The organism is Sporosarcina sp. NCCP-2222 (assembly GCF_023168145.1).
Taxonomy (GTDB): domain Bacteria; phylum Bacillota; class Bacilli; order Bacillales_A; family Planococcaceae; genus Sporosarcina.
The window spans coordinates 524,354-543,818 of sequence record NZ_BQYK01000003.1 but is presented as its reverse complement, the minus strand read 5'-3'; the positions used below and the strand labels follow the sequence as shown (position 1 = coordinate 543,818).

Genomic DNA, 19,465 nt, shown 5'->3' with positions numbered 1-19,465 from the left:
CATCCTTGGGGAAGAATTGATGAGGGATCGGAAAAATCGTGAAGAGCATCAATACGTCGTTGATATGATTTCTGCAATTTTTAACCGCCTGAGCCAGGATGTGTCGATACCGAAAACGCCTCGACTGATGAAAGTCCGAGATATTCAACATCTTTACACGCCTGTTCAAGGTTCAGTAGGAAAGGATACGGATATTTTCAGTTTTATCCAGTCCCTCCATCCTACGCCTGCACTTGGGGGAGTGCCTACCAATACTGCCCTCGACATGATTCGGCAAGAAGAGGGAATTGACCGTGGGTATTACGCCGCACCCATTGGCTGGACGGATGCAGCAGGAAACGGAGAATTTGCGGTTGCCATACGCTCTGCGCTGCTTGCAGGAAACAAGGCTTATTTGTATGCCGGCGGCGGCATTGTTGCAGACTCTGACCCACATTCGGAGTATGCGGAAACATGGGTGAAATTCAGACCAGTCCTACGGGCGCTTGGAGGAAATTTAAATGGATAGACGCGCTGTACTGACCACATATGTAAAAAGACTGACACGTCTTTTGGTGGAAGCTGGTGTCGAACAGGCGGTGATCAGTCCAGGATCCCGCTCGACGCCACTAGCCTATGCATTTGCCTCATCAAAAGGGATGCAGACACATTTGCAGATTGATGAACGATCCGCCGCATACTATGCACTGGGTCTTGCCAAAGCATCTGGAAAACCGGTCATCTTGCTTTGTACATCCGGTACTGCCGTATCCAATTATCATCCTGCTATTACGGAAGCTTTTTATGCCCGTATTCCCTTGATTGTACTGACTGCTGACAGGCCGCACGAATTGCGCGAAGTCGGTGCTCCTCAAGCTATCGATCAAGTCGATATTTATGGTAAGCATGTGAAGTTCAGTGTGGACTTTCCTTTGCCAGAAGATAATGAAGAGATGGATCGATTTCTTGACCGTCATTTGAATCGCGCCATATCGGCTGCAAGGACAGCTCCCAAAGGGCCAGTTCATATTAATGTGCCATTCCGGGAACCTTTGCTGATCGATTTTGATCAGGAGGAACCTAAGATCACCTATAAACATCAGATTAAAGGTATTTCTTCATTGCCTCCTGAGTCAGCCGAGGAGATTCAAACACTTCTTACTGGGGCGGAGAGAGGATTAATTATCGCCGGTGAGATGGATACTGGCTTGAATAAGGAGCTCTTTTGGCGATTTGCCAAAGCGCTCCAATGGCCGGTGCTATGTGATCCGCTATCTAATTTACGTGCAGAAGTTCCAGTTGACTGTTGGGAGTTGTGCATAGAACATTATGATGCGTTATTAAAAAGTGCTTCATTTGCTGATCGGACAATGCCAGAAGCGGTCATCCGTTTTGGAGCACAGCCGATTTCCAAGCCGCTGTCCCTTTATTTAAAGAAAGCACGTCCCGCTGCCTATTTGGCAGTTGATGAATCTCCTATCTTCAGAGACTCAATTGGAGTAGTGACACACCATATCCAAGCCGCTCCAGAGGCTGTCCTTGAGCTTCATATTCAAAAAGAGCGGTCGGATTATGCGGATATTTGGTCAAAGGCGAATGAAGTCGCAGGCTCATTTTTGAAAAAGTACGATATTGGAATACCTGGAGATGAGGGTGCCATTGCCAAAATCTTGTTTGAACATTTGCCGGATGGAGCAGATCTCTTCAGCGGCAGCAGCATGCCAATTCGGGATGTTGATACTTTCTTCCAAAAGACAGAGAAGGATATCTGCATCTTTTCGAATCGGGGCACGAACGGAATTGACGGTGTGGTTTCCAGTGCATTTGGCATGCAGGCAGCACGCAAGCGTCCTGCTTACTTATTAATCGGCGATTTATCATTTCTTCATGACCAGAATGGTTTACTCGTTTCACGGTTCCAAGAATATGATGTGACGATTATCGTTGTGAATAATGATGGTGGCGGCATTTTCTCTTATCTTCCCCAGGCGAGTGTTGACAATCACTTTGAAGAATTATTCGGTACACCGACGGGCTTAACGTTTGAGCACATTGCTTCCATGTATGATGCACAATACGCAGCTGTCTCCTCAGCAGAAGCTTTCAGAAGTGAACTGGAAAAGATGAAAATGAAGCCTATCCGGATTATCGAAGTCTTTACAGATCGAAAAGCGAATGTGGAGGCACATCGAGCGTATTGGGACTCTGTTCAGAAGGAGCTGGGATAATGGGAAAGACATACTCCATTCGCGGTCTTGACATGTATGTGGAGCAGTTTGTAAATCCAGAAAAACCGGCTATCGTATTTCTCCATGGTTTTACAGGAAGCAGCTCGACTTGGCGGGATGCAATGAACACGCTGAAGGATGACTTTTCCGTTTTTGCCGTGGATTTGACAGGTCACGGAAAGACATCCACTCCGCTAGAAGCAGATAGATACTCCATGTCTGAACAAGTGGCAGATTTGGATGATTTATTTAGTAAACTCCAGCTCAGCCGATTTATTTTTGTTGGCTATTCTATGGGTGGCCGGTTGGCAATAGGATACACTGCCCGTCATCCAGAAAAGATTGCAGCATTACTCTTAGAAAGCTCCTCCCCTGGACTACAAAAAGAGGAAGAGCGGATCGCAAGACAGGCAAGCGATGCCGGTTTAGCAGAGCGCCTTCTTCAAAATGGGATAGAAACTTTTGTGAATAACTGGGAAAATATACCTTTGTTTGAGTCGCAAAAAATGCTGTCAGCGGATAAGCGCAAAGCAATACGAGAGGAACGGATGTCTCAGTCTCCGACGGGATTGGCGAACAGCCTGCGAGGTTTTGGGACAGGCAGCCAGCCATCGTATTGGGAGATTTTACGAGAGCTCCAAATGCCTGTTTTATTAATGACGGGAGAGCTAGACTCGAAATTTGTAGCTATTGCCCGGGAAATGAAAAAAGATCTCCCGAAAGCGACCCAAATCATTGTTCCGCAGGCGGGACATGCAATTCACGTGGAAAAACCCGAACTATTTGTTACAATAGTGAAGGAGTATTTAGAAGGTCTAACTTATTGAGGAGGTACAGTATGACACGTCAATGGGAAACAATTCGTACATACGAAGATATCAAATACGAAAAATACAATGGCATTGCCAAAGTGACAATTAACCGTCCGGAAGTGCGTAATGCATTCCGCCCTAAAACGGTTATGGAAATGATTGATGCTTTTTCACGAGCACGGGATGATGAAAGCATCGGCGTCATCGTTTTAACTGGAGAAGGAGAAAAAGCTTTCTGTTCAGGCGGTGACCAAAAGGTTCGAGGACATGGTGGATATGTTGGTGATGACGAAATTCCACGCTTGAATGTTTTGGATCTACAACGCTTAATCCGCGTAATTCCTAAACCGGTCGTCGCGATGGTTGCAGGCTATGCTATCGGTGGCGGACACGTGCTTCACGTAGTATGTGATTTGACGATTGCCGCAGACAATGCCATTTTTGGACAGACTGGACCAAAAGTCGGTTCATTTGATGCTGGTTATGGTTCCGGCTATTTAGCTAGAATTATCGGCCATAAGAAAGCCCGTGAAATTTGGTACCTCTGCCGTCAATACGACGCACAGCAAGCTTTGGATATGGGATTGGTCAATACGGTTGTCCCTTATGAGCAATTGGAAGATGAAACAGTCCAATGGTGCGAAGAAATGCTATCCATGAGCCCAACAGCACTTCGCTTTATTAAAGCAGCTATGAATGCGGATACGGATGGTCTTGCCGGTCTTCAACAAATGGCAGGCGATGCAACACTTCTTTACTATACGACTGACGAAGCAAAAGAAGGACGAGATGCGTTTAAAGAAAAGCGCAAACCTGACTTTGGTCAATTCCCACGCTTCCCTTAATAAACGAAACTGCCTTTCGCCAGGCAGTTTTTCTTTTATTTATGATTAAGTAGAAAATTGAGGAGAACAGTAGATATTTTGGAAAAGACAGGTGAATCAAATGATACCAAATTGGCTATTGCAACGAGCATATATAACACCGGGGCGCCTCGCTTTGACTTTTGGCACCAAACAGTGGACATTTGAGCAGTTGTACGGTGAAGCTATGAGGAGGGCGCGGCAATTAACATCATGCGGCTTGAAAAATGGGGATCGGATCGCTCTTCTCGGAAAATCAACTCCAGAAATGGTATTTATTATCCACGGCTGCATGATGGCAGGGCTTGAAATGGTCATGTTGAATAGCCGTTTATCAAAATCTGAACTGGAATGGCAGCTTGAAGATGCAGAAGTGCAAACCGTAATTGTTTCGGATGATTACACAGAGTTGATAAACGAATCAAAGGTCCGGATGGTAACCGTGTCTGAGCTGCAGTCGATGGAAGAAACAGCTTTTCTCCCGGAACGGTCGTGGAATGAGGATCGGACAATTACCATCATGTATACTTCCGGTACAACTGGTTTTCCGAAGGGGGTACGGCAAACTGCAGGGAACCATACTTCAAGTGCTTTATCCTCTGTCTTGAACCTAGGTCTCTCAGAAAAGGATGCCTGGCTTTGTGCTATGCCGCTCTTCCACATAAGCGGCTTTTCCATTTTAGTGCGCTCTGTGCTATATGGAATGGAAGTTCGCCTATACGAAAAATTTGATGCGACAAACGCCGCTATGGATATCCGTGACGGCAAGGTGACCCGTATGTCTGTAGTTGCGTTGACACTTGAGAAGGTGATGGAGGCATTGCTCGATAATGACTGGACTGTGTCACCTCATTTCAAGACTATGTTAGTTGGCGGCGGGCCAGTGGCGCGATCTATACTTGAGCGTGCAAGCGAATTGGACATCCCTGTTCTGCAAACGTACGGCATGACGGAGACAAGCTCTCAGACAGCAACACTCTCGGCTGAGGATGCATTGCAAAAGCTTGGATCCTCAGGAAAACCACTATTTTTTAATGAAATAAAAATTGATGGTGCTGGCAAAGCGAATGAGGCTGGAGAAATACTGATTCGCGGTCCTCATGTCACGCCCGGTTATATCGGCAGATTTACAGATAGACAGCCGATGGTGGATGGATGGCTGCATACCGGTGATATTGGCTATTTGGACGGAGATGGTTATTTGTATGTAGTGGATCGGCGTTCCGATTTAATTATCTCAGGCGGAGAAAATATTTACCCCGCGGAATTAGAAAACACATTGATGGGGCATCCTGCTGTACAAGAGGCAGGGGTATGCGGGATAGAAGATGAAACATGGGGAAGTGTCCCGATCGCCTTTATTGTCAATAAAATTGACGTTACGGGTGAAGAGCTGATCGAATATTGTGCTGCCCGATTGGCAAAATATAAAGTGCCTAAACAGATTGTTTTTGTCGATCAATTGCCTCGCAATGCTTCAAATAAATTATTGAGGCGGGAGTTGAAGAAAATCCTTCCGTCCACATAAAAAGAAACGGGGAAGCAGACGATGCTCCCCGTTCCGTTTTAGCTTTTCTTTATTGGCTTAACGCTTTTTGAAAAACCTTCAGATTACGATCCATTAGCGTAAAATATGTTTCCTCGTTCTTCACATCTTCAGGAGTCAACACGCCTAAATTATGAAGCATCAACGATTCCGCTCCAATTTCTTTACGGATGACATCTGTCAGTTTTGATGAGACGTTCTGTTCGAACAAAATATAGTGGACATTCTTTTCTTTCGCTTGCTCTACAATATGAGCTAATTGTTTTTGGGAAGGCTCACTTTGTGAATTCAAACCGGAAATAGCCACTTGTTCTAGGCCATACTCTTCTGCGATATAACCAAATGCAGCATGGGAAACGAAGAAGGTTTTAGATGGGGCTTTGCTCGCCATCTCTTGGAACTGACCATCTAAAGCAATTAGATCTTGTTCCAGCTTTTCACGATTCGTCTTAAATTCTTCTTCAAATTCCGGTGCTTCCTTGACTAATGCCTCTTCAATGGATTTAGCCAGTTCTATGCTCAACTTAGGAGAAATCCAGACGTGTGGATCAAATTCTCCATGGTCATGATGTTCTTCTTCATGCCCATCTTCATCGTGATCCTCCTCATGATCATGGCCGGCATGTAATTCCTCAGCAGGAATGTTTTCAGCTGTCGCGATCATCTGTACATTTTCGTTTTTTAATGTTTTTTTCGCATTTTCAACAAATCCTTCGAGGCCGAGCCCGATGTATAGAAATAAATCAGCATCTGCCAGATTCATCATATCCTTCTGAGTCGGTTCAAATGAATGTTCATCGGCTCCAGCCGGATAGATGGATTGCACAGTAACATGAGAACCGCCGATCCGCTGAGCAAAGTATTGAAGGGGATAGACTGTTGTGTAGATTGAAATCTTACCATCCTCCTTCTTCACTTTTTCGCCTGTCTTGCCACAGGCTCCTAACACAAGGGTAAATACTAATACAATAAATAGAAATCGTTTCAACGAAAATTATCTCCTTTTCTTGTTAATCGTAATGGTTACTATTTAAGAAGGCTTTTTTATCATACAGGAGAATGAAAGAATGCGCAACCCTTAACATCCATAAAAAAACCGGCTTTCGCCGGAAGATCATTTATCTTTTTCAATTTTGTCGGGTACAGGATCAAATCCACCTTCATGGAAAGGATGGCATTTCGATATTCTACGGATTGCCAGCCATGTTCCTTTTAAGGCACCATGCTTTTCAATTGCTTCTATCCCATAATGGGAACAGGTCGGATAAAACCGGCATGTCGGCGGTGTGAGCGGAGAAATAATTTTTTGATAAATTTTAATCAAACTCATTAAGATATACTTCAATGGACTGGGCTCCTCTTTTGCTGATAGGTTTATTTTATTTCTTTTAGAGGTAAATTAACAGAGAGATGCTTTATATAAATTGGTTTGAAGGAGAGAGTTGTATGTCCAAGGAATTGTTAACCGAATTGAATAAACAAGTGGCCACATGGTCGGTCATGTATGCCAAACTTCATAATTATCATTGGTATGTGAAAGGAAGAGAGTTCTTCACGTTACATGCCAAGTTTGAAGAGCTGTATAACGAAGCGACTCTTCATATGGATGAAATCGCAGAACGGATGCTGACACTTGGAGGGGAACCCGCTGCTGCCTTGCGTGAACATCTGGAGCTGTCTGTCGTACAAGAAGCAACCGGTTCTGAGTCAGCAGAGCAGATGGTAAAATCAGTAGTCGATGATTTCAATGCCATTATGGAATCTTTAAAGCACGGCATGAAGCTGGCTGCTGAAGATGGTGACGATATGACGGAAGATTTATTGAATGCAACATACCAGAGCGTGGAAAAACATCAGTGGATGTTAAATGCGTTCCTAGGCGAAGATAATAAATGATTTGATTTCCCTTGATATTCATATCGGTTTGCCGATAGTAGAAGGGGAAGGAGGGATGGGAATGGAGTTGAATTCCATTATGGCGAGCCAGCTGCGCAGCCTTCAGTCTACAGTCCAGTTAAGCGTGTTGAACAAGGCAATGGCCGTTAACGCAACCGCAGCGACGGATTTATTGGAAAGCTTGCCACAGCAGTCGGCAGCCCATCCTTACAAAGGAACGGCGCTTGATATGAAAGCGTAATAGGAAGTGAGTATACGCCTCGTTTGGGGTGTATGCTCATTTTTTGGTTGGATGCTGAATTAACTCCATGTAGAATGGGGTATGGGTTAGACAAGAGCATTTTATCTTTTTAATAAACATGGAGGTTTTCAGCATGGCAGAAGTGCAATATATGAGAAATTTAATCATCGAAACACCTTCCGTGCCAGGGAATTTTGCAAAAGTTGCCACAGCTATCGGATTGCAAAGCGGTGACATCGGCGATATACAAACTATAAAAGTAGGCACATTATCAACGATTCGCGATGTGACAGTGCAATGCACAAGTGAAGAGCAGCTTCAAGAAATTGTGGAGTCAATCAATGCATTAGGTGGCGGCATTCAAGTCCTGGCAGTGACGGATGATGTCCTGCATGCCCATGAAGGCGGGAAAATCCATATGAAAGGCAAGATTGAAATCCGTTCACTAGGGGATTTACGCCGTGTGTATACACCAGGGGTTGCGAATGTTTGCAAGGTCATTCAGGAAGATCCGGAACAGGCGAATTATTTCACGAGCATTTCCAATACGGTAGCGATTGTGACGGATGGAACGGCGATTCTTGGATTGGGTAATATCGGACCCGTTGCTGGCATGCCCGTGATGGAAGGAAAAGCGGTGTTATTCGATCAATTTGCCGGGATTAGCGGGATTCCAATTCTTTTAGACACGAGTGATCCAGATGAAGTGGTAGAAACCGTCAAACATATCCATCAAGGATTCGGCGGCATTTTACTGGAAGATATCGGTTCACCGCATTGCTTTGAAATCGAGGAGCGCCTGAAAGCCGAATTGCCGATTCCAGTCATGCATGATGATCAGCACGGAACGGCTGTTGTTACGCTGGCATCTGTACTAAACGCCTGCAGGCAAACGGGCGTGGATCTGTCCAATTCCGTAGTAGGGCAAATCGGTCTCGGCGCAGCAGGGCTTGCCATCAGCAGAATGCTACTGAATTACGGAGTTAAGGAAATGCATGGTGTGGATCGAAATGAAGCCGCCTTGCAAAGGCTAAAAGACTTTGGCGGATCTACTTTACCTTCTATTGAGACATTGATGGAGACTTGCGATATTGTCATTGCAACGACAGGGGTAGAAGGGTTAATTAAACCTGAAATGGTACGAAAAGGGCAGATCATCCTTGCACTTTCCAATCCGAATGCTGAAATTCAGCCAGAAGTGGCATTGAAAGCAGGCGCGGCATTTGCGGCAGACGGACGGCAAGTAAACAATGTACTTGGCTTTCCTGGCATCTTCCGGGGAACTTTAAATGCCCGAGCGAAAGAAATCACCTATCCGATGTTAATCGCAGCAGCGCTTGCCATTGTGGATTCAACAAAACCAGGTGATTTGGTTCCGCATCCATTAGATCCAATGGTTCATGCCAATGTTGCCAGTGCGGTGGAACGCATGGCGAACGAGAAAAACGAATAACGCGGTAAACCATCGGGGTTCAGTCAAAAGCGTATCATTCCGCCACTTTGTTCCATACTAACGAAAAAGGAATGATATGTGATGCAAGAGAACCCAGTAAAGCTATACGTGTCTGTTGCCAACCAGCAAATCATGACAGATAAGCATTCATCTCCATGGGAATATGAATTGACGATTACGAGAGAATACATCCCGATCTTTGAACATTTATTTGAGCAGATGAATCATTTGGAGTTCAGAAACTTCCTGCGTTCTCACCTGCCTTATGTTCCTTATCATTTCGACAGTGATAATACGGATATCGATGTTCGGACGATGAAGCTTTATGCGTTAATCCATGAGTTTACCGATACGGAAACACGTTTATTTATCGAGAAATTGCCTTATTTCCGTCCGGAACCTGAGAAAAAGTACAATCCGTTCTAAAGATTTTCGTGATGGCGGGGCGTCCAAGCGTCCCGCTATATTTTATTTGGATAAAAAGAACCTTTGGAATGTAAAATGCGCGTGTCCTTCGCTACACTATAGGAAAGGATGTGTTACATATGATTACGTATAATGATATTAAAGGCGCTGCAGTTGAATTGACCTTTGGTGAGAATCGCAAAGGCATGGAAGCAAGACATGTTCTCGTGGTCCTAAAACACGAAGGGAAATGGCTTATGACTCGCCATGAAAGCAGAGGGATTGAATTTCCCGGAGGCAAGGCGGAGCCGGGCGAAACAATTGAAGAGGCCGCGGTCCGTGAAGCGATCGAAGAGACGGGCGTTACTCTGAAGGACCTTGTTAAATTTGCCGAATATGTCGTGGAAACCGATCCTCCTTTTTGCAAAGCGGTATTTACAGGTAAGGTTGATTCCATTGAGGAAAATCCCGTCCTGTACGAAACAGGCGGTGCTTTATGGTTCACGGATGAGGAGCTGGACCTTTGCGAAGAATTAAGTTTCCATATGAAGGACACCGGCATGGAGAAAATCCGGAAGTGGGTGGAAACCCATGGCGGATAACGGCAGTATTATCTCCAAAAGAATCTACCCGTCGCCTAACCCCCGTGTGAAGCTCCAAGAAGTGACGTATTGGTCGGGCGGAGTGAAAGTCAAGGGACTGCTAGGCGAGCCGATTGAAGAAGGCCAATTTGAAGGGATCCTTTATTTGCGTGGCGGCATGCAGCATGTCGGTATGGTGCGTCCAGCCCGAATTGCGCAATTCGCTTCGCAAGGTTTTGTCGTATTTGCCCCTTACTACCGGGGAAACCGCGGTGGGGAAGGACGAGACGAGTTTGCGGGAGCCGATCGACAGGATGCAGTCTTTGGAGTGGATGTGCTGAAGCAGCATCCAAAGCTGCGGAAAGAGCGCATTCATTTGTACGCTTTCTCACGTGGCGGGATCATGGCATTATGGACTGCAATTTTACGAGATGATATCACCTCAGTCGTAACATGGGCGGGCATTTCGGATGTCGTGTTTACGTACAATGAAAGAGAAGATATGCGAAGAATGATGAAACGGGTCATTGGCGGTACCCCGAACAATCTGCCGGAAGCATACCGGGAACGGACTGCATTATTCCGTATAAAGGAAATGGATGCACCTGTTTTGATTATCCACGGCATGAAAGATGAAAATGTGGCTTTTGAACAGGCGATCATGCTGGAGGACGCATTGCGGGAACAAGATATGACGTATGATACCTGGTATTTTCCGGACTATACACACCACTTCCCGGCAGCTGAAAATGCGAGGGTTGTCCGCGAATTATGCGAGTGGATGAAACAAGTTGAATAGATGGCAAAGGAAAAACACTTTCGAGCGGATTGGTCTCGAAGGTGTTTTTTTAATTGAATAGATTCTATTGAAAAGCAGTTTCGAGCACACTAATCACAGGAGTGTTTTTCTTATATGAAAGCTGGGATAAATAACCCTGTTGATAATTAAATAAAACGAACTCTTGTTCAGTAATAGATGGCGAGCTGATAAGAATGGCATGGAAGGAATTTATCCAAGAAATTAGAAAGTTGTGTAGAGCAGACCAGGCTGCCTGTTCTCGAAGGATATGATAAACTAATGTTATGGAAATTTTCTGAATAAGAAAATAGACACTGATTAAGCTTTGATATTGAGAGGAGCTAGCATATGATTTATGTAATTAGGCACGGTCAGACTGACTTGAATAAAGAGCGAAAAATGCAGGGGAGAATGGGCTTACCGTTAAATGAATGTGGGTTAGAACAAGCACAGAGACTAAGAGATGAACTTAAAAATATAAAGTTCGATTTTGTATTTTCTTCCCCACAAGAGAGGGCTATCCAAACAGCCGAAATAGTTACTGGACTAAAAGCTATCATAGATGAAAGACTCGATGTCTACGATTTGGGAGAAGCCGATAGAGTACCTATTAACGAAACGAAGATGTCTGGACCATTACCTGATACAAATGTATATAAAGGAATTGAAGAACCAAATTGTTTTGTTAAAAGGATATTTTGTTTTATGAAAGAACTTGAAAATAAGTATAGTAAAATAGATCTTAACATTTTAATATCAGGACACAGATGTACAACAGGGTGCATTGGTGCATTTTTTGAAGGAATACCTACTGATCGTAACATTTTAAAATTCTCATCAGACACTGGATGTTATAAGACTTATAATTTTAAATAAGCCAAGGATACTCCAAAAAGTTGATCCACTCTTTTTTAAAAAACACTATTTTTAACATAGCTAATAATAAATAAAAGCCGTCTCGCAGGTAACGCGAGACGGCTTTTTTTCCAATGAATCTGGCGATTAAGCAGTTGGTCCACCGAATTTGATTATTTCCTCAGAGACATTTTCAAATTTCTTGAAGTTCTCACGGAACAGATCAGCCAATTCGTTTGCTTTCTTGTCATATGCTGCAGTATCTGCCCAAGCATTGCGTGGGTTCAATACTTCGCTAGGAACGCCTTCAATTGCTGTAGGCATCGCAAGACCGAATACTTCGTTCGTTTCAGTTTCAACATCTTTCAACTTGCCAGCAAGAGCTGCACGAACCATTGTACGTGTATGTTTCAATGCCATACGCTTGCCGACGCCGTATTCGCCACCAGTCCAGCCTGTATTGACAAGGAATACTTGTGCATCGTGCTCATCGATCTTCTTACCGAGCATTTCCGCGTAAACCGTTGCAGGAAGCGGAAGGAACGGAGAACCGAAGCAAGTCGAGAATGTTGCTTCAGGAGCTGTGATACCACGTTCTGTACCAGCCAATTTCGACGTGAAGCCGCTAAGGAAATGATACATCGCTTGCTCTTTTGTCAACTTAGAGATTGGAGGCAGCACACCGAATGCATCCGCAGTCAAGAAGATGATCGTTTTTGGCTGGCCAGCCACTGAAGGTGTTACAATGTTATCGATATATTGAATCGGATAAGCGGCACGTGTGTTTTCAGTTAAGGAGTTATCATCATAATCAGCTACACGTGTTTCTTCATCCAAGACGACGTTCTCCAAGACGGAACCAAAACGGATTGCACCATAAATTTCCGGTTCTTTTTCAGGTGAAAGGTTGATACATTTAGCATAGCAGCCACCTTCAATATTGAAGACGCCGTTATCAGACCAGCCGTGCTCGTCATCACCGATCAATTTACGTTGTGCATCAGCAGACAATGTTGTCTTTCCAGTACCTGAAAGACCGAAGAACAAAGCAACATCGCCTTCTTCACCAACGTTTGCAGAACAGTGCATTGGTAAAATGCCGCGTTCAGGTAGCAAGAAGTTCATGACAGAGAAAATCGATTTCTTCATTTCTCCAGCATATTCAGTACCGCCGATCAATACAATGCGGCGCTCAAAGGAAACAATGATGAATGTTTCGGAGTTCGTTCCATCAACAGCTGGATCTGCTTTGAAAGACGGAGCAGCTAAGATAGTGAATTGTGCTTCATGTGTTTTTAATTCTTCCTCAGTCGGGCGGATGAACAATTGGTGGACAAACAAGTTTTGCCACGCGTATTCATTAATGACCTGAAGAGAAAGCTGGGAGTCTTTATCAGCACCTGCAAAGCCTTTGAAAACAAATAATTCATCTTTTTGCTTTAAATGATTGATCACTTTCGTGTATAGTGAATCAAAGATGTCCGCAGAAATCGGGCGGTTCACTTTGCCCCAGTCGATTTTATCTTTAGTGGAAGGTTCTTCAACAATGAATTTGTCTCCAGGTGAACGGCCCGTATACTTTCCAGTGCGTGCAGCGAGTGCACCGTCTGCTGAAAGTTGTGCTTCTCCGCGAGCTGTCGCCTTTTCAACCAATTCCGCGACGGATGGCTGGATTGTAACATTGTTGCCTGCAAGAAGTTCTTTAAGTCCGTTTTCGATTTTCGCTGAAATCATAGTTTACGTACCGTCCTTTACATATAGTCCCAACTCAATGGGTATCCTTATTTTCGTAATTAGTATAACACATTAAGAATAATAATCTATACTAATTAAAAACTCAAGTGTTTCTCATTAAAATGATTTGACAAAAGCGCGAGTTTTTCGTAGCATTATATCATGAACGGATACTCTTATCCCGAGCTGGCGGAGGGACAGGCCCTATGAAGCCCGGCAACCTGCGCATACAATGCGAAAAGGTGCCAAACCTGGAGCAAGGTTGAATCCTTGGACGATAAGAGTGAAAGGTGCTGCTTTTGAAATAATGCCTTTCCTCATGTATATTTACGTGAGTGGAAGGCTTTTTATATTGTCTGGCCCTTAATCCTTGTGTATGTTGACGTCGACTCTCTTCAGGCGTGGAACTACTGGGACATATAGAGTACCGTATCAATATGAGCAAGCCGTTAAGGAGGAAATTACATTGACAAATCGCCGACTGTTCACATCGGAATCGGTAACAGAAGGACATCCGGATAAAATGTGCGATCAGATCTCTGACGCCATTTTGGATGCAATTTTAGAGGAAGACCCAAATGCACGCGTTGCGTGTGAAACGACTATTACAACAGGTCTCGTACTTGTTATAGGTGAAATAACAACGACAACGTACGTTGATATTCCGAAGGTCGTTCGGGACACAGTAAAGGAAATCGGGTACACCCGCGCGAAATTCGGATTCGATTGGGAAACTTCTTCTGTTTTGACTTCGATTGATGAACAATCACCGGACATCGCAGCGAGTGTGGATCAGGCGCTCGAAGCAAGAGAAGGAACGATGACGGATAAAGAATTGGAAGCTATCGGTGCGGGGGATCAGGGCTTAATGTTCGGATACGCATGTGATGAAACTCCGGAATTAATGCCTTTGCCAATCAGCTTGGCGCATAAATTATCCCGACGCTTAGCGCAAGTTCGCAAAGAAGACATCCTATCTTATTTACGTCCGGATGGAAAAACGCAAGTAACAATTGAATACGATGAAAACAACCAACCTGTCCGCGTCGACACGATTGTCATTTCGACACAGCATCACCCGGACACAACGTTAGATCAAATCAAACGTGACATTAAAGAACACGTAATTGATGCGGTTGTCCCTGCTGAATTATTAGATGAAGAAACCAAATACTTCATCAACCCATCTGGCCGCTTTGTTATTGGTGGACCACAAGGGGATGCAGGATTGACTGGCCGGAAAATCATCGTCGATACATATGGCGGCTATGCTCGCCATGGCGGCGGTGCATTCTCTGGAAAGGACGCGACTAAAGTCGACCGTTCTGCATCCTATGCGGCACGCTACGTAGCGAAAAATATCGTAGCTGCTGGACTGGCTTCCCGCTGTGAAGTGCAGTTGGCCTACGCGATCGGGGTTGCCAAACCCGTTTCCATTTCCATCGACACATTCGGAACTGGAAAAGTCGAAGAAAGCAAGCTAGTCGAAATGGTGCGTGAGCTGTTTGACTTGCGCCCTGCCGGCATCATCAAAATGCTTGATCTTCGCAGACCTATCTACAAACAAACTGCTGCATACGGTCACTTTGGCCGCACAGATGTCGAGCTTCCATGGGAACAGACAGACAAAGCAGCTGCTTTAAAAGAGAAATCCGGCCTATTCGTCGGATAATAATGAAACAGGAGATGAAAAACGATATGTTTTTCTTCTCCTGTTTTTTAAATTGGAAAAGGGCGTAAGATGAAGGGGAATTTGGGGATTGGAAAAATCCCTTATAATGGGTTGGAGGGCAGGAATCCATCCAAATCCAAATAAAGGACAGGGTAGTGGGACACTTTATAACAATCATAGTAATCTGCAATCATATTGATAAGCCACTTTAATTTCTTTCTTGGCGCTAATTAATAATTGATTTCCAGAACTTTACCTGTTGCAGGGGCAACCATTAACGTAATCTCTTCGGAGCTTGCATTCTTTCCTTTAAAATAGTAAGCACGATTTGGAGCAAAAGGATTCCAACTAGACTCCACTGGAACGGTACCCGTATCCACAATGGTCATAGTATGATTGTTTAAGACTTTTTCTGTTGCTTGTTTATAAGTTAACGATGGTAAAGAAAGGCATACAGATAAAATAATTATACCAATATAAATGAAATAACTTGTGAGCCTCTTATTTGGAACTAGCTGATGGTAAACAATAACATGAAGTCCCGATAAAACAATCGGCATCTTTAATGACATCACTCCACTATATAGGCTCTGATCGATAATAAAGAGTATGATTAGAAACATAAGCGAAATGATGAGCCCTTGCTTATACTTTTTTATTTTCTCTCACCTTTTCCCGATATTTATTTGCAGTAGCACGGTGTATCAGTAGTGTCCCAATCCATATGCGTTAGTAAAGATTTATTTATGTTTTGTTTCATATTAACAAACAGGTTATGATTTCGTCCTGCTTTATATACAAATTCTTCATCTAATGTGTTTTTACCAGTAACGTAATTATCGTCAATTTAAAGAGGTGCTGGATTAAACATTGGAGTGCTCGTACGATCAGATCATTTTTTTGATTGGTCAAAGGCATTCAGCGCGACCTTGTGCAGGCAAAGCCGTGGAAATTTCCCGCGTTTAGATTAAACGGTCGAACCGCTCGTATCTGCCGCGGAAGCACTCGTATCTTCCGGCAACCGCTCGTATTGGCTGTCAAACCACTCTTATAATATGGCAACCGCTCGTATCCGCCGCCGATCCACTCGTATAATCTGGCAACGGCTCGTAAAATTGCTCTAGAAGATAAGCTCAACAACCGGATCAATTTTTATCTTGATTGGTCAAAGGCATTTAGCGCGACCTGGTGCAGGAAAACACACGGAAATTTCCCGCGTTTCGATTAAACAATCGAACCACTCGAATGTTCTTGCAACCGCTCGTATCTGCTGCCGAACCACTCGTATAATTTTGCAACCGCTCGTATCCGTTGCCGAACCACTCGTATATACAAGCAACCGCTCGTATCCGTTGCCGAACCACTCGTATAATCTGGCAACCGCTCGTATGCGCCGTTGAACCACTCGTATAATCTGGCAACCACTCGTATCAGCCGCCGAACCACTCGTATAGTCCTCAATCTAATCATCCGGCTAAATAGTGTATATCAAGATAGCGTGTATTTTGATTTTCCAGAAACGGTTTGGTATGGTAATACTACTTATAGTTATATGGAGATTTTTCCAATCGGTTGTTTCTCGTGGTAGGGGAAGATCGACGACTCTCATAGGGAGGTTGAAGGGTATGGGATTAGAGATGTGGCTCATGGTTCTGCTTGGGGGAGTAGGGTTTGTATTGTTGGCGGGCATTGTCACTTTATTTATATTAGAGAAATGAAAGCACACGGGGTGTGCTTTCATTTTTGCATTTTTTTATAAACTTGTCCTTTTTCCACGTAGCTGTTGACGATGCGTTCCATGTCTGCCCGGTCTTCGTCATTCAGTTCTCGGACCACTTTTGCAGGGGAGCCGAGGGCGAGGCAGTTCGGAGGAATTTTCTTTCCTGGCGGCACGAGGCTTCCTGCTCCAATGAAAGCTCCTTCGCCGATTTCAGCTCCATCTAATATGATGGAACCCATTCCGATGAGGGCGCCTTTCCGGATCATGCAGCTGTGCAGCAATGCTTTGTGGCCGATTGTGACATCGTCTTCGATGAGCAGTGTTTTGCCTGGGCTTTGGTGGAGGCAGCTTAAGTCTTGGATGCTGACGCGTTCTCCAATTATTGTCGGTGCTACGTCTCCTCGGATGACGGTGTTGAACCAGATGGATGAGTTTGCCCCGATTGTCACGTCACCCGTAATGGTTGCGTAGTCCGCAATGTAAACAGACGGGTCAATCGCTGGTGTTTTACCATTGTATGGATAAATCAAGATGATCCCCTCTTTCTTTAAAAATCGTGTATAATCATCGTATTATCATCCTGTTTTCATTGTAACAAAGACAGGCAAGGTTCGATAGATTTTTGGCGGGAAGGGGAGAATTCCATGTGGAAATGGGAAGCGGAGGGACAGCCGAAAGCGATTGTTGTCCTCGTCCATAATGCGTATGAGCACCATCGCCGGTATGCATGGTTGATCCAGACACTACGTAATGGCGGATTTCATGTCGTCACAAGTGATTTGCCGGGGCATGGCGAAGAGAGTGGCAGAGGCGTGCATGATGAGTCATTTGATTCTTATGTAAAACATATTAAGAAGATGATGGAGGTCGCGCTGCTCGATACGGTTCCGATATTTGTTGTCGGCCACGGCTTGGGTGCGACATTAGTGATGCATCTGTTGCAAACGGAAAAGCTGGAATGCGCTGGCTGTATTTTTAGTTCACCTTGGCTTTCATTGAAACATCAGCCGTCCAAGTTTTCGTCTGTTCTGACAAAATTATCGCCTTCCATGAAAATTAATCACGACGTGACGATTGAGCGACTGACAAGAAATTATGATCTGTACATAGACGCCCAGAGTGACCGTCATTACAGTTCGGCGGTGACCGCTTCTTGGTATCGGGAATTGAGTGCTTTCATGAAGACTGTGCAAACTTATGAAACATCCATTCAAGATGTTCCTGTGCTGCTGCAGACGGGTGGACGCGATAAAATAACAGATAACACATACGCCAAAAAATGGCTTTCTAATCAACAGCTATCTGAATTCCATTTTAAAGAATGGAAGAGGCTGTATCATGATTTATATCAAGAGCCGGAACGGGAAGAAGTCTATCAATATATTGAATCCTTCATGAATAATGTACTTCGATCTCTTGGCTATGTAGTGTGATTTAAAAAAGAGGAAGGATGGGGAATATGACGACAATTGGATTGATACGCCATGGGGTGACTGCTTGGAATAAGGAAGGTCGTGCGCAAGGAAGCTCCGATATCCCACTCGATGCGGAAGGAATTGCGATGGCAGAACGAGTAGCCGCACGATTGGCAGGCGAACAGTGGGATGTGATTTATTCCAGTCCATTGAGCCGGGCGAAGATGACTGCTGAAATCATTGGGAATGAAATGCCGGGTGTTCCGATGGTTCTGGATGATCGGATTCGCGAGACGGGCGGAGGAAAGATTGAGGGTACGACAGAAGCAGAGCGCATTGAAAAATGGGGAGCGAATTGGCGGGAGCTCGATATGGGTTTTGAACCTCATGACGAGGTTATTTCGCGAGGAATGGCTTGCATTAGTGACATTCAAGATAATTATCCCGGCAAACGAGTGCTGCTTGTAAGTCATGGCAGTTTCATCAAACGTCTTCTAAATGAACTGGTGCCAAATACCGATCTTGATCAAGGAGTCGACAATACATCGGTCACGATTTTGACGTTGCAAGACGAAGGAAATCATTGTTCTCTATATAATTGCACGGCACACTTGAAGGCGGTGGATGCATGAAGCAGGATGCCCAGTATTTCATAGATCAGCTCAAAATGGAGCCTCATCCAGAAGGCGGTCATTATGTAGGCACGTTTCATTCGGATGAAGAGATGGATCGGCAGGGGAGCCGGCGCAGCTTATATACGAGCATTTATTTCTTGCTGCAGCCAGGAGAAGTTTCTCATTTCCATCGGTTAAAATCGGATGAAGTATGGTATTACCATGCTGGCAGTCCATTGATCATCCATACAATTGATCCGAACGGCACATACAATGAAATTAAACTTGGACTGGCTGTCCATGAAGGGCAACAACCACAAGCTGTTGTGCCGAAGGGAACCATCTTTGGTTCCTCTATGATTCAAGAAGGCTCCTTCTCGCTCGTCGGTTGCATGGTCGCGCCAGGGTTTGATTTTGAGGATTTTGAGCTGTTTGAACGTGAGGAATTAGTGGGGCAATATCCACAACATGAAGCGATCATCACTAAATTAACACGTGTATAAAGGCAGGAAAGCGGGCAAAGAAGAACATTCTTTTTTTGCCCGGCCAGGTAAAACATTGGGCCTTTGTGGAATAAGATAGAAATAGGCTGCTGTACAGCAAGGAATCTAACGAGTTCTGACGTAGAAATTTTTTTAGCAAATTTCGTCAG

General features: G+C 44.5%; 22 protein-coding genes and 1 riboswitch. Of the genes, 16 read left to right on the top strand and 6 right to left on the bottom strand.

All coding sequences use genetic code 11. The features are described from left to right. From NCCP2222_RS09550 to NCCP2222_RS09530, 5 genes are all read left to right on the top strand, one after another. Positions 1-508, top strand: a 508-nt coding sequence (locus NCCP2222_RS09550; protein WP_248511784.1) for an isochorismate synthase, incomplete at its 5' end; no start/stop codon positions are given. Then, positions 501-2,207 carry a 2-succinyl-5-enolpyruvyl-6-hydroxy-3-cyclohexene-1-carboxylic-acid synthase gene (menD, locus tag NCCP2222_RS09545; RefSeq protein WP_248511783.1) on the top strand — a complete coding sequence of 569 codons (1,707 nt, stop codon included), beginning with the start codon at positions 501-503 and terminating at the stop codon, positions 2,205-2,207. The genes NCCP2222_RS09550 and menD, both read left to right, overlap by 8 nt. Further along, positions 2,207-3,034: a 2-succinyl-6-hydroxy-2,4-cyclohexadiene-1-carboxylate synthase gene (gene menH / locus NCCP2222_RS09540; protein WP_248511781.1), complete on the top strand. Its 828-nt coding sequence runs from the start codon at positions 2,207-2,209 to the stop codon at positions 3,032-3,034. The genes menD and menH overlap by 1 nt, the downstream gene beginning before the upstream one ends. Positions 3,035-3,045: 11 nt before the next feature. Further along, on the top strand, positions 3,046-3,864 hold the full coding sequence (gene menB / locus NCCP2222_RS09535) for a 1,4-dihydroxy-2-naphthoyl-CoA synthase (protein WP_248511780.1): 819 nt from the start codon (positions 3,046-3,048) through the stop codon (positions 3,862-3,864). 100 nt (positions 3,865-3,964) lie between these two features. After that, the gene (locus NCCP2222_RS09530) at positions 3,965-5,410 is read left to right on the top strand and encodes an o-succinylbenzoate--CoA ligase (RefSeq protein ID WP_248511779.1); all 1,446 of its coding nucleotides are present in this window, start codon (positions 3,965-3,967) and stop codon (positions 5,408-5,410) included. Positions 5,411-5,459: 49 nt separating this feature from the next. Here NCCP2222_RS09530 and NCCP2222_RS09525 read toward each other — a convergent pair whose 3' ends face one another. Both NCCP2222_RS09525 and yidD read right to left on the bottom strand, forming a co-directional pair. Continuing rightward, positions 5,460-6,416, bottom strand: coding sequence for a metal ABC transporter solute-binding protein, Zn/Mn family (locus NCCP2222_RS09525; RefSeq protein WP_248511777.1), 957 nt, complete (start codon positions 6,414-6,416; stop codon positions 5,460-5,462). Between the two features lie 126 nt (positions 6,417-6,542). Further along, complete coding sequence (gene yidD, locus NCCP2222_RS09520; RefSeq protein ID WP_375709178.1) at positions 6,543-6,758, bottom strand: membrane protein insertion efficiency factor YidD; 216 nt, start codon at positions 6,756-6,758, stop codon at positions 6,543-6,545. A 116-nt stretch (positions 6,759-6,874) separates the two neighbouring features. On the opposite strand from yidD, the gene NCCP2222_RS09515 reads away from it, so the two are divergent. The 7 genes from NCCP2222_RS09515 to NCCP2222_RS09485 all read left to right on the top strand — a co-directional run bounded on the left by NCCP2222_RS09515 (position 6,875) and on the right by NCCP2222_RS09485 (position 11,679). Beyond that, positions 6,875-7,324 (top strand): Dps family protein, encoded by a 450-nt coding sequence (locus tag NCCP2222_RS09515; protein ID WP_248511772.1) that lies wholly within the window; start codon positions 6,875-6,877, stop codon positions 7,322-7,324. 61 nt (positions 7,325-7,385) lie between these two features. Beyond that, entirely contained in the window at positions 7,386-7,565 is a 180-nt protein-coding gene (locus tag NCCP2222_RS09510) for a putative motility protein (protein ID WP_238080045.1), read from the top strand. Positions 7,566-7,698: 133 nt separating this feature from the next. After that, a complete protein-coding gene (locus NCCP2222_RS09505) occupies positions 7,699-9,018 on the top strand; it encodes an NAD-dependent malic enzyme (RefSeq protein WP_248511770.1) in 1,320 nt (439 codons plus the stop codon). A gap of 81 nt (positions 9,019-9,099) precedes the next feature. Then, entirely contained in the window at positions 9,100-9,444 is a 345-nt protein-coding gene (locus NCCP2222_RS09500) for a transposase (protein ID WP_248511768.1), read from the top strand. Positions 9,445-9,563: 119 nt separating this feature from the next. Continuing rightward, positions 9,564-10,025 carry an NUDIX hydrolase gene (locus NCCP2222_RS09495; RefSeq protein WP_248511767.1) on the top strand — a complete coding sequence of 154 codons (462 nt, stop codon included), beginning with the start codon at positions 9,564-9,566 and terminating at the stop codon, positions 10,023-10,025. Then, entirely contained in the window at positions 10,015-10,803 is a 789-nt protein-coding gene (locus NCCP2222_RS09490) for an alpha/beta hydrolase family protein (protein WP_248511766.1), read from the top strand. The genes NCCP2222_RS09495 and NCCP2222_RS09490 overlap by 11 nt, the downstream gene beginning before the upstream one ends. Before the next feature lie 348 nt (positions 10,804-11,151). Continuing rightward, complete coding sequence (locus tag NCCP2222_RS09485) at positions 11,152-11,679, top strand: histidine phosphatase family protein (RefSeq protein WP_248511764.1); 528 nt, start codon at positions 11,152-11,154, stop codon at positions 11,677-11,679. A gap of 126 nt (positions 11,680-11,805) precedes the next feature. On the opposite strand, the gene pckA is transcribed toward NCCP2222_RS09485, so the two are convergent. After that, positions 11,806-13,392 (bottom strand): phosphoenolpyruvate carboxykinase (ATP), encoded by a 1,587-nt coding sequence (gene pckA, locus NCCP2222_RS09480; RefSeq protein WP_248511762.1) that lies wholly within the window; start codon positions 13,390-13,392, stop codon positions 11,806-11,808. A gap of 173 nt (positions 13,393-13,565) precedes the next feature. Then, positions 13,566-13,676: riboswitch (SAM riboswitch) on the top strand. 182 nt (positions 13,677-13,858) lie between these two features. On the opposite strand from pckA, the gene metK reads away from it, so the two are divergent. Then, positions 13,859-15,064 carry a methionine adenosyltransferase gene (metK, locus tag NCCP2222_RS09475; RefSeq protein ID WP_282570689.1) on the top strand — a complete coding sequence of 402 codons (1,206 nt, stop codon included), beginning with the start codon at positions 13,859-13,861 and terminating at the stop codon, positions 15,062-15,064. Positions 15,065-15,294: 230 nt separating this feature from the next. Here the strand turns inward: metK and NCCP2222_RS09470 are convergent, their stop codons facing one another. The 3 genes from NCCP2222_RS09470 to NCCP2222_RS09460 form a co-directional block, all read right to left on the bottom strand. Then, entirely contained in the window at positions 15,295-15,624 is a 330-nt protein-coding gene (locus NCCP2222_RS09470; RefSeq protein WP_248511759.1) for a hypothetical protein, read from the bottom strand. A 664-nt stretch (positions 15,625-16,288) separates the two neighbouring features. Next, complete coding sequence (locus NCCP2222_RS09465; RefSeq protein ID WP_248511757.1) at positions 16,289-16,525, bottom strand: hypothetical protein; 237 nt, start codon at positions 16,523-16,525, stop codon at positions 16,289-16,291. Positions 16,526-16,801: 276 nt separating this feature from the next. Further along, entirely contained in the window at positions 16,802-17,314 is a 513-nt protein-coding gene (locus tag NCCP2222_RS09460) for a gamma carbonic anhydrase (RefSeq protein ID WP_248511756.1), read from the bottom strand. 114 nt (positions 17,315-17,428) lie between these two features. Here NCCP2222_RS09460 and NCCP2222_RS09455 point away from each other — a divergent pair, with 114 nt between their 5' ends. Genes NCCP2222_RS09455 through NCCP2222_RS09445 form a run of 3 tightly spaced genes read left to right on the top strand, consistent with a single transcriptional unit; the run spans position 17,429 to position 19,316 of the window. Continuing rightward, positions 17,429-18,217 (top strand): alpha/beta hydrolase, encoded by a 789-nt coding sequence (locus NCCP2222_RS09455; RefSeq protein WP_248511755.1) that lies wholly within the window; start codon positions 17,429-17,431, stop codon positions 18,215-18,217. 26 nt (positions 18,218-18,243) lie between these two features. Continuing rightward, positions 18,244-18,831, top strand: coding sequence for a histidine phosphatase family protein (locus NCCP2222_RS09450; RefSeq protein WP_248511754.1), 588 nt, complete (start codon positions 18,244-18,246; stop codon positions 18,829-18,831). Continuing rightward, the gene (locus NCCP2222_RS09445; protein WP_248511753.1) at positions 18,828-19,316 is read left to right on the top strand and encodes a cupin domain-containing protein; all 489 of its coding nucleotides are present in this window, start codon (positions 18,828-18,830) and stop codon (positions 19,314-19,316) included. Before NCCP2222_RS09450 ends, NCCP2222_RS09445 begins: the two co-directional genes overlap by 4 nt. The last annotated feature ends 149 nt before the right edge of the window (positions 19,317-19,465 follow it).

Coding starts and splice junctions, on each gene's coding strand:
- menD (WP_248511783.1), top strand. CDS start 501: ATGGATAGACGCGCTGTACTGACCACATATGTAAAAAGACTGACACGT.
- menH (WP_248511781.1), top strand. CDS start 2,207: ATGGGAAAGACATACTCCATTCGCGGTCTTGACATGTATGTGGAGCAG.
- menB (WP_248511780.1), top strand. CDS start 3,046: ATGACACGTCAATGGGAAACAATTCGTACATACGAAGATATCAAATAC.
- NCCP2222_RS09530 (WP_248511779.1), top strand. CDS start 3,965: ATGATACCAAATTGGCTATTGCAACGAGCATATATAACACCGGGGCGC.
- yidD (WP_375709178.1), bottom strand. CDS start 6,758: ATGAGTTTGATTAAAATTTATCAAAAAATTATTTCTCCGCTCACACCG.
- NCCP2222_RS09515 (WP_248511772.1), top strand. CDS start 6,875: ATGTCCAAGGAATTGTTAACCGAATTGAATAAACAAGTGGCCACATGG.
- NCCP2222_RS09510 (WP_238080045.1), top strand. CDS start 7,386: ATGGAGTTGAATTCCATTATGGCGAGCCAGCTGCGCAGCCTTCAGTCT.
- NCCP2222_RS09505 (WP_248511770.1), top strand. CDS start 7,699: ATGGCAGAAGTGCAATATATGAGAAATTTAATCATCGAAACACCTTCC.
- NCCP2222_RS09500 (WP_248511768.1), top strand. CDS start 9,100: ATGCAAGAGAACCCAGTAAAGCTATACGTGTCTGTTGCCAACCAGCAA.
- NCCP2222_RS09495 (WP_248511767.1), top strand. CDS start 9,564: ATGATTACGTATAATGATATTAAAGGCGCTGCAGTTGAATTGACCTTT.
- NCCP2222_RS09490 (WP_248511766.1), top strand. CDS start 10,015: ATGGCGGATAACGGCAGTATTATCTCCAAAAGAATCTACCCGTCGCCT.
- NCCP2222_RS09485 (WP_248511764.1), top strand. CDS start 11,152: ATGATTTATGTAATTAGGCACGGTCAGACTGACTTGAATAAAGAGCGA.
- pckA (WP_248511762.1), bottom strand. CDS start 13,392: ATGATTTCAGCGAAAATCGAAAACGGACTTAAAGAACTTCTTGCAGGC.
- NCCP2222_RS09470 (WP_248511759.1), bottom strand. CDS start 15,624: ATGCCGATTGTTTTATCGGGACTTCATGTTATTGTTTACCATCAGCTA.
- NCCP2222_RS09455 (WP_248511755.1), top strand. CDS start 17,429: ATGTGGAAATGGGAAGCGGAGGGACAGCCGAAAGCGATTGTTGTCCTC.
- NCCP2222_RS09450 (WP_248511754.1), top strand. CDS start 18,244: ATGACGACAATTGGATTGATACGCCATGGGGTGACTGCTTGGAATAAG.
- NCCP2222_RS09445 (WP_248511753.1), top strand. CDS start 18,828: ATGAAGCAGGATGCCCAGTATTTCATAGATCAGCTCAAAATGGAGCCT.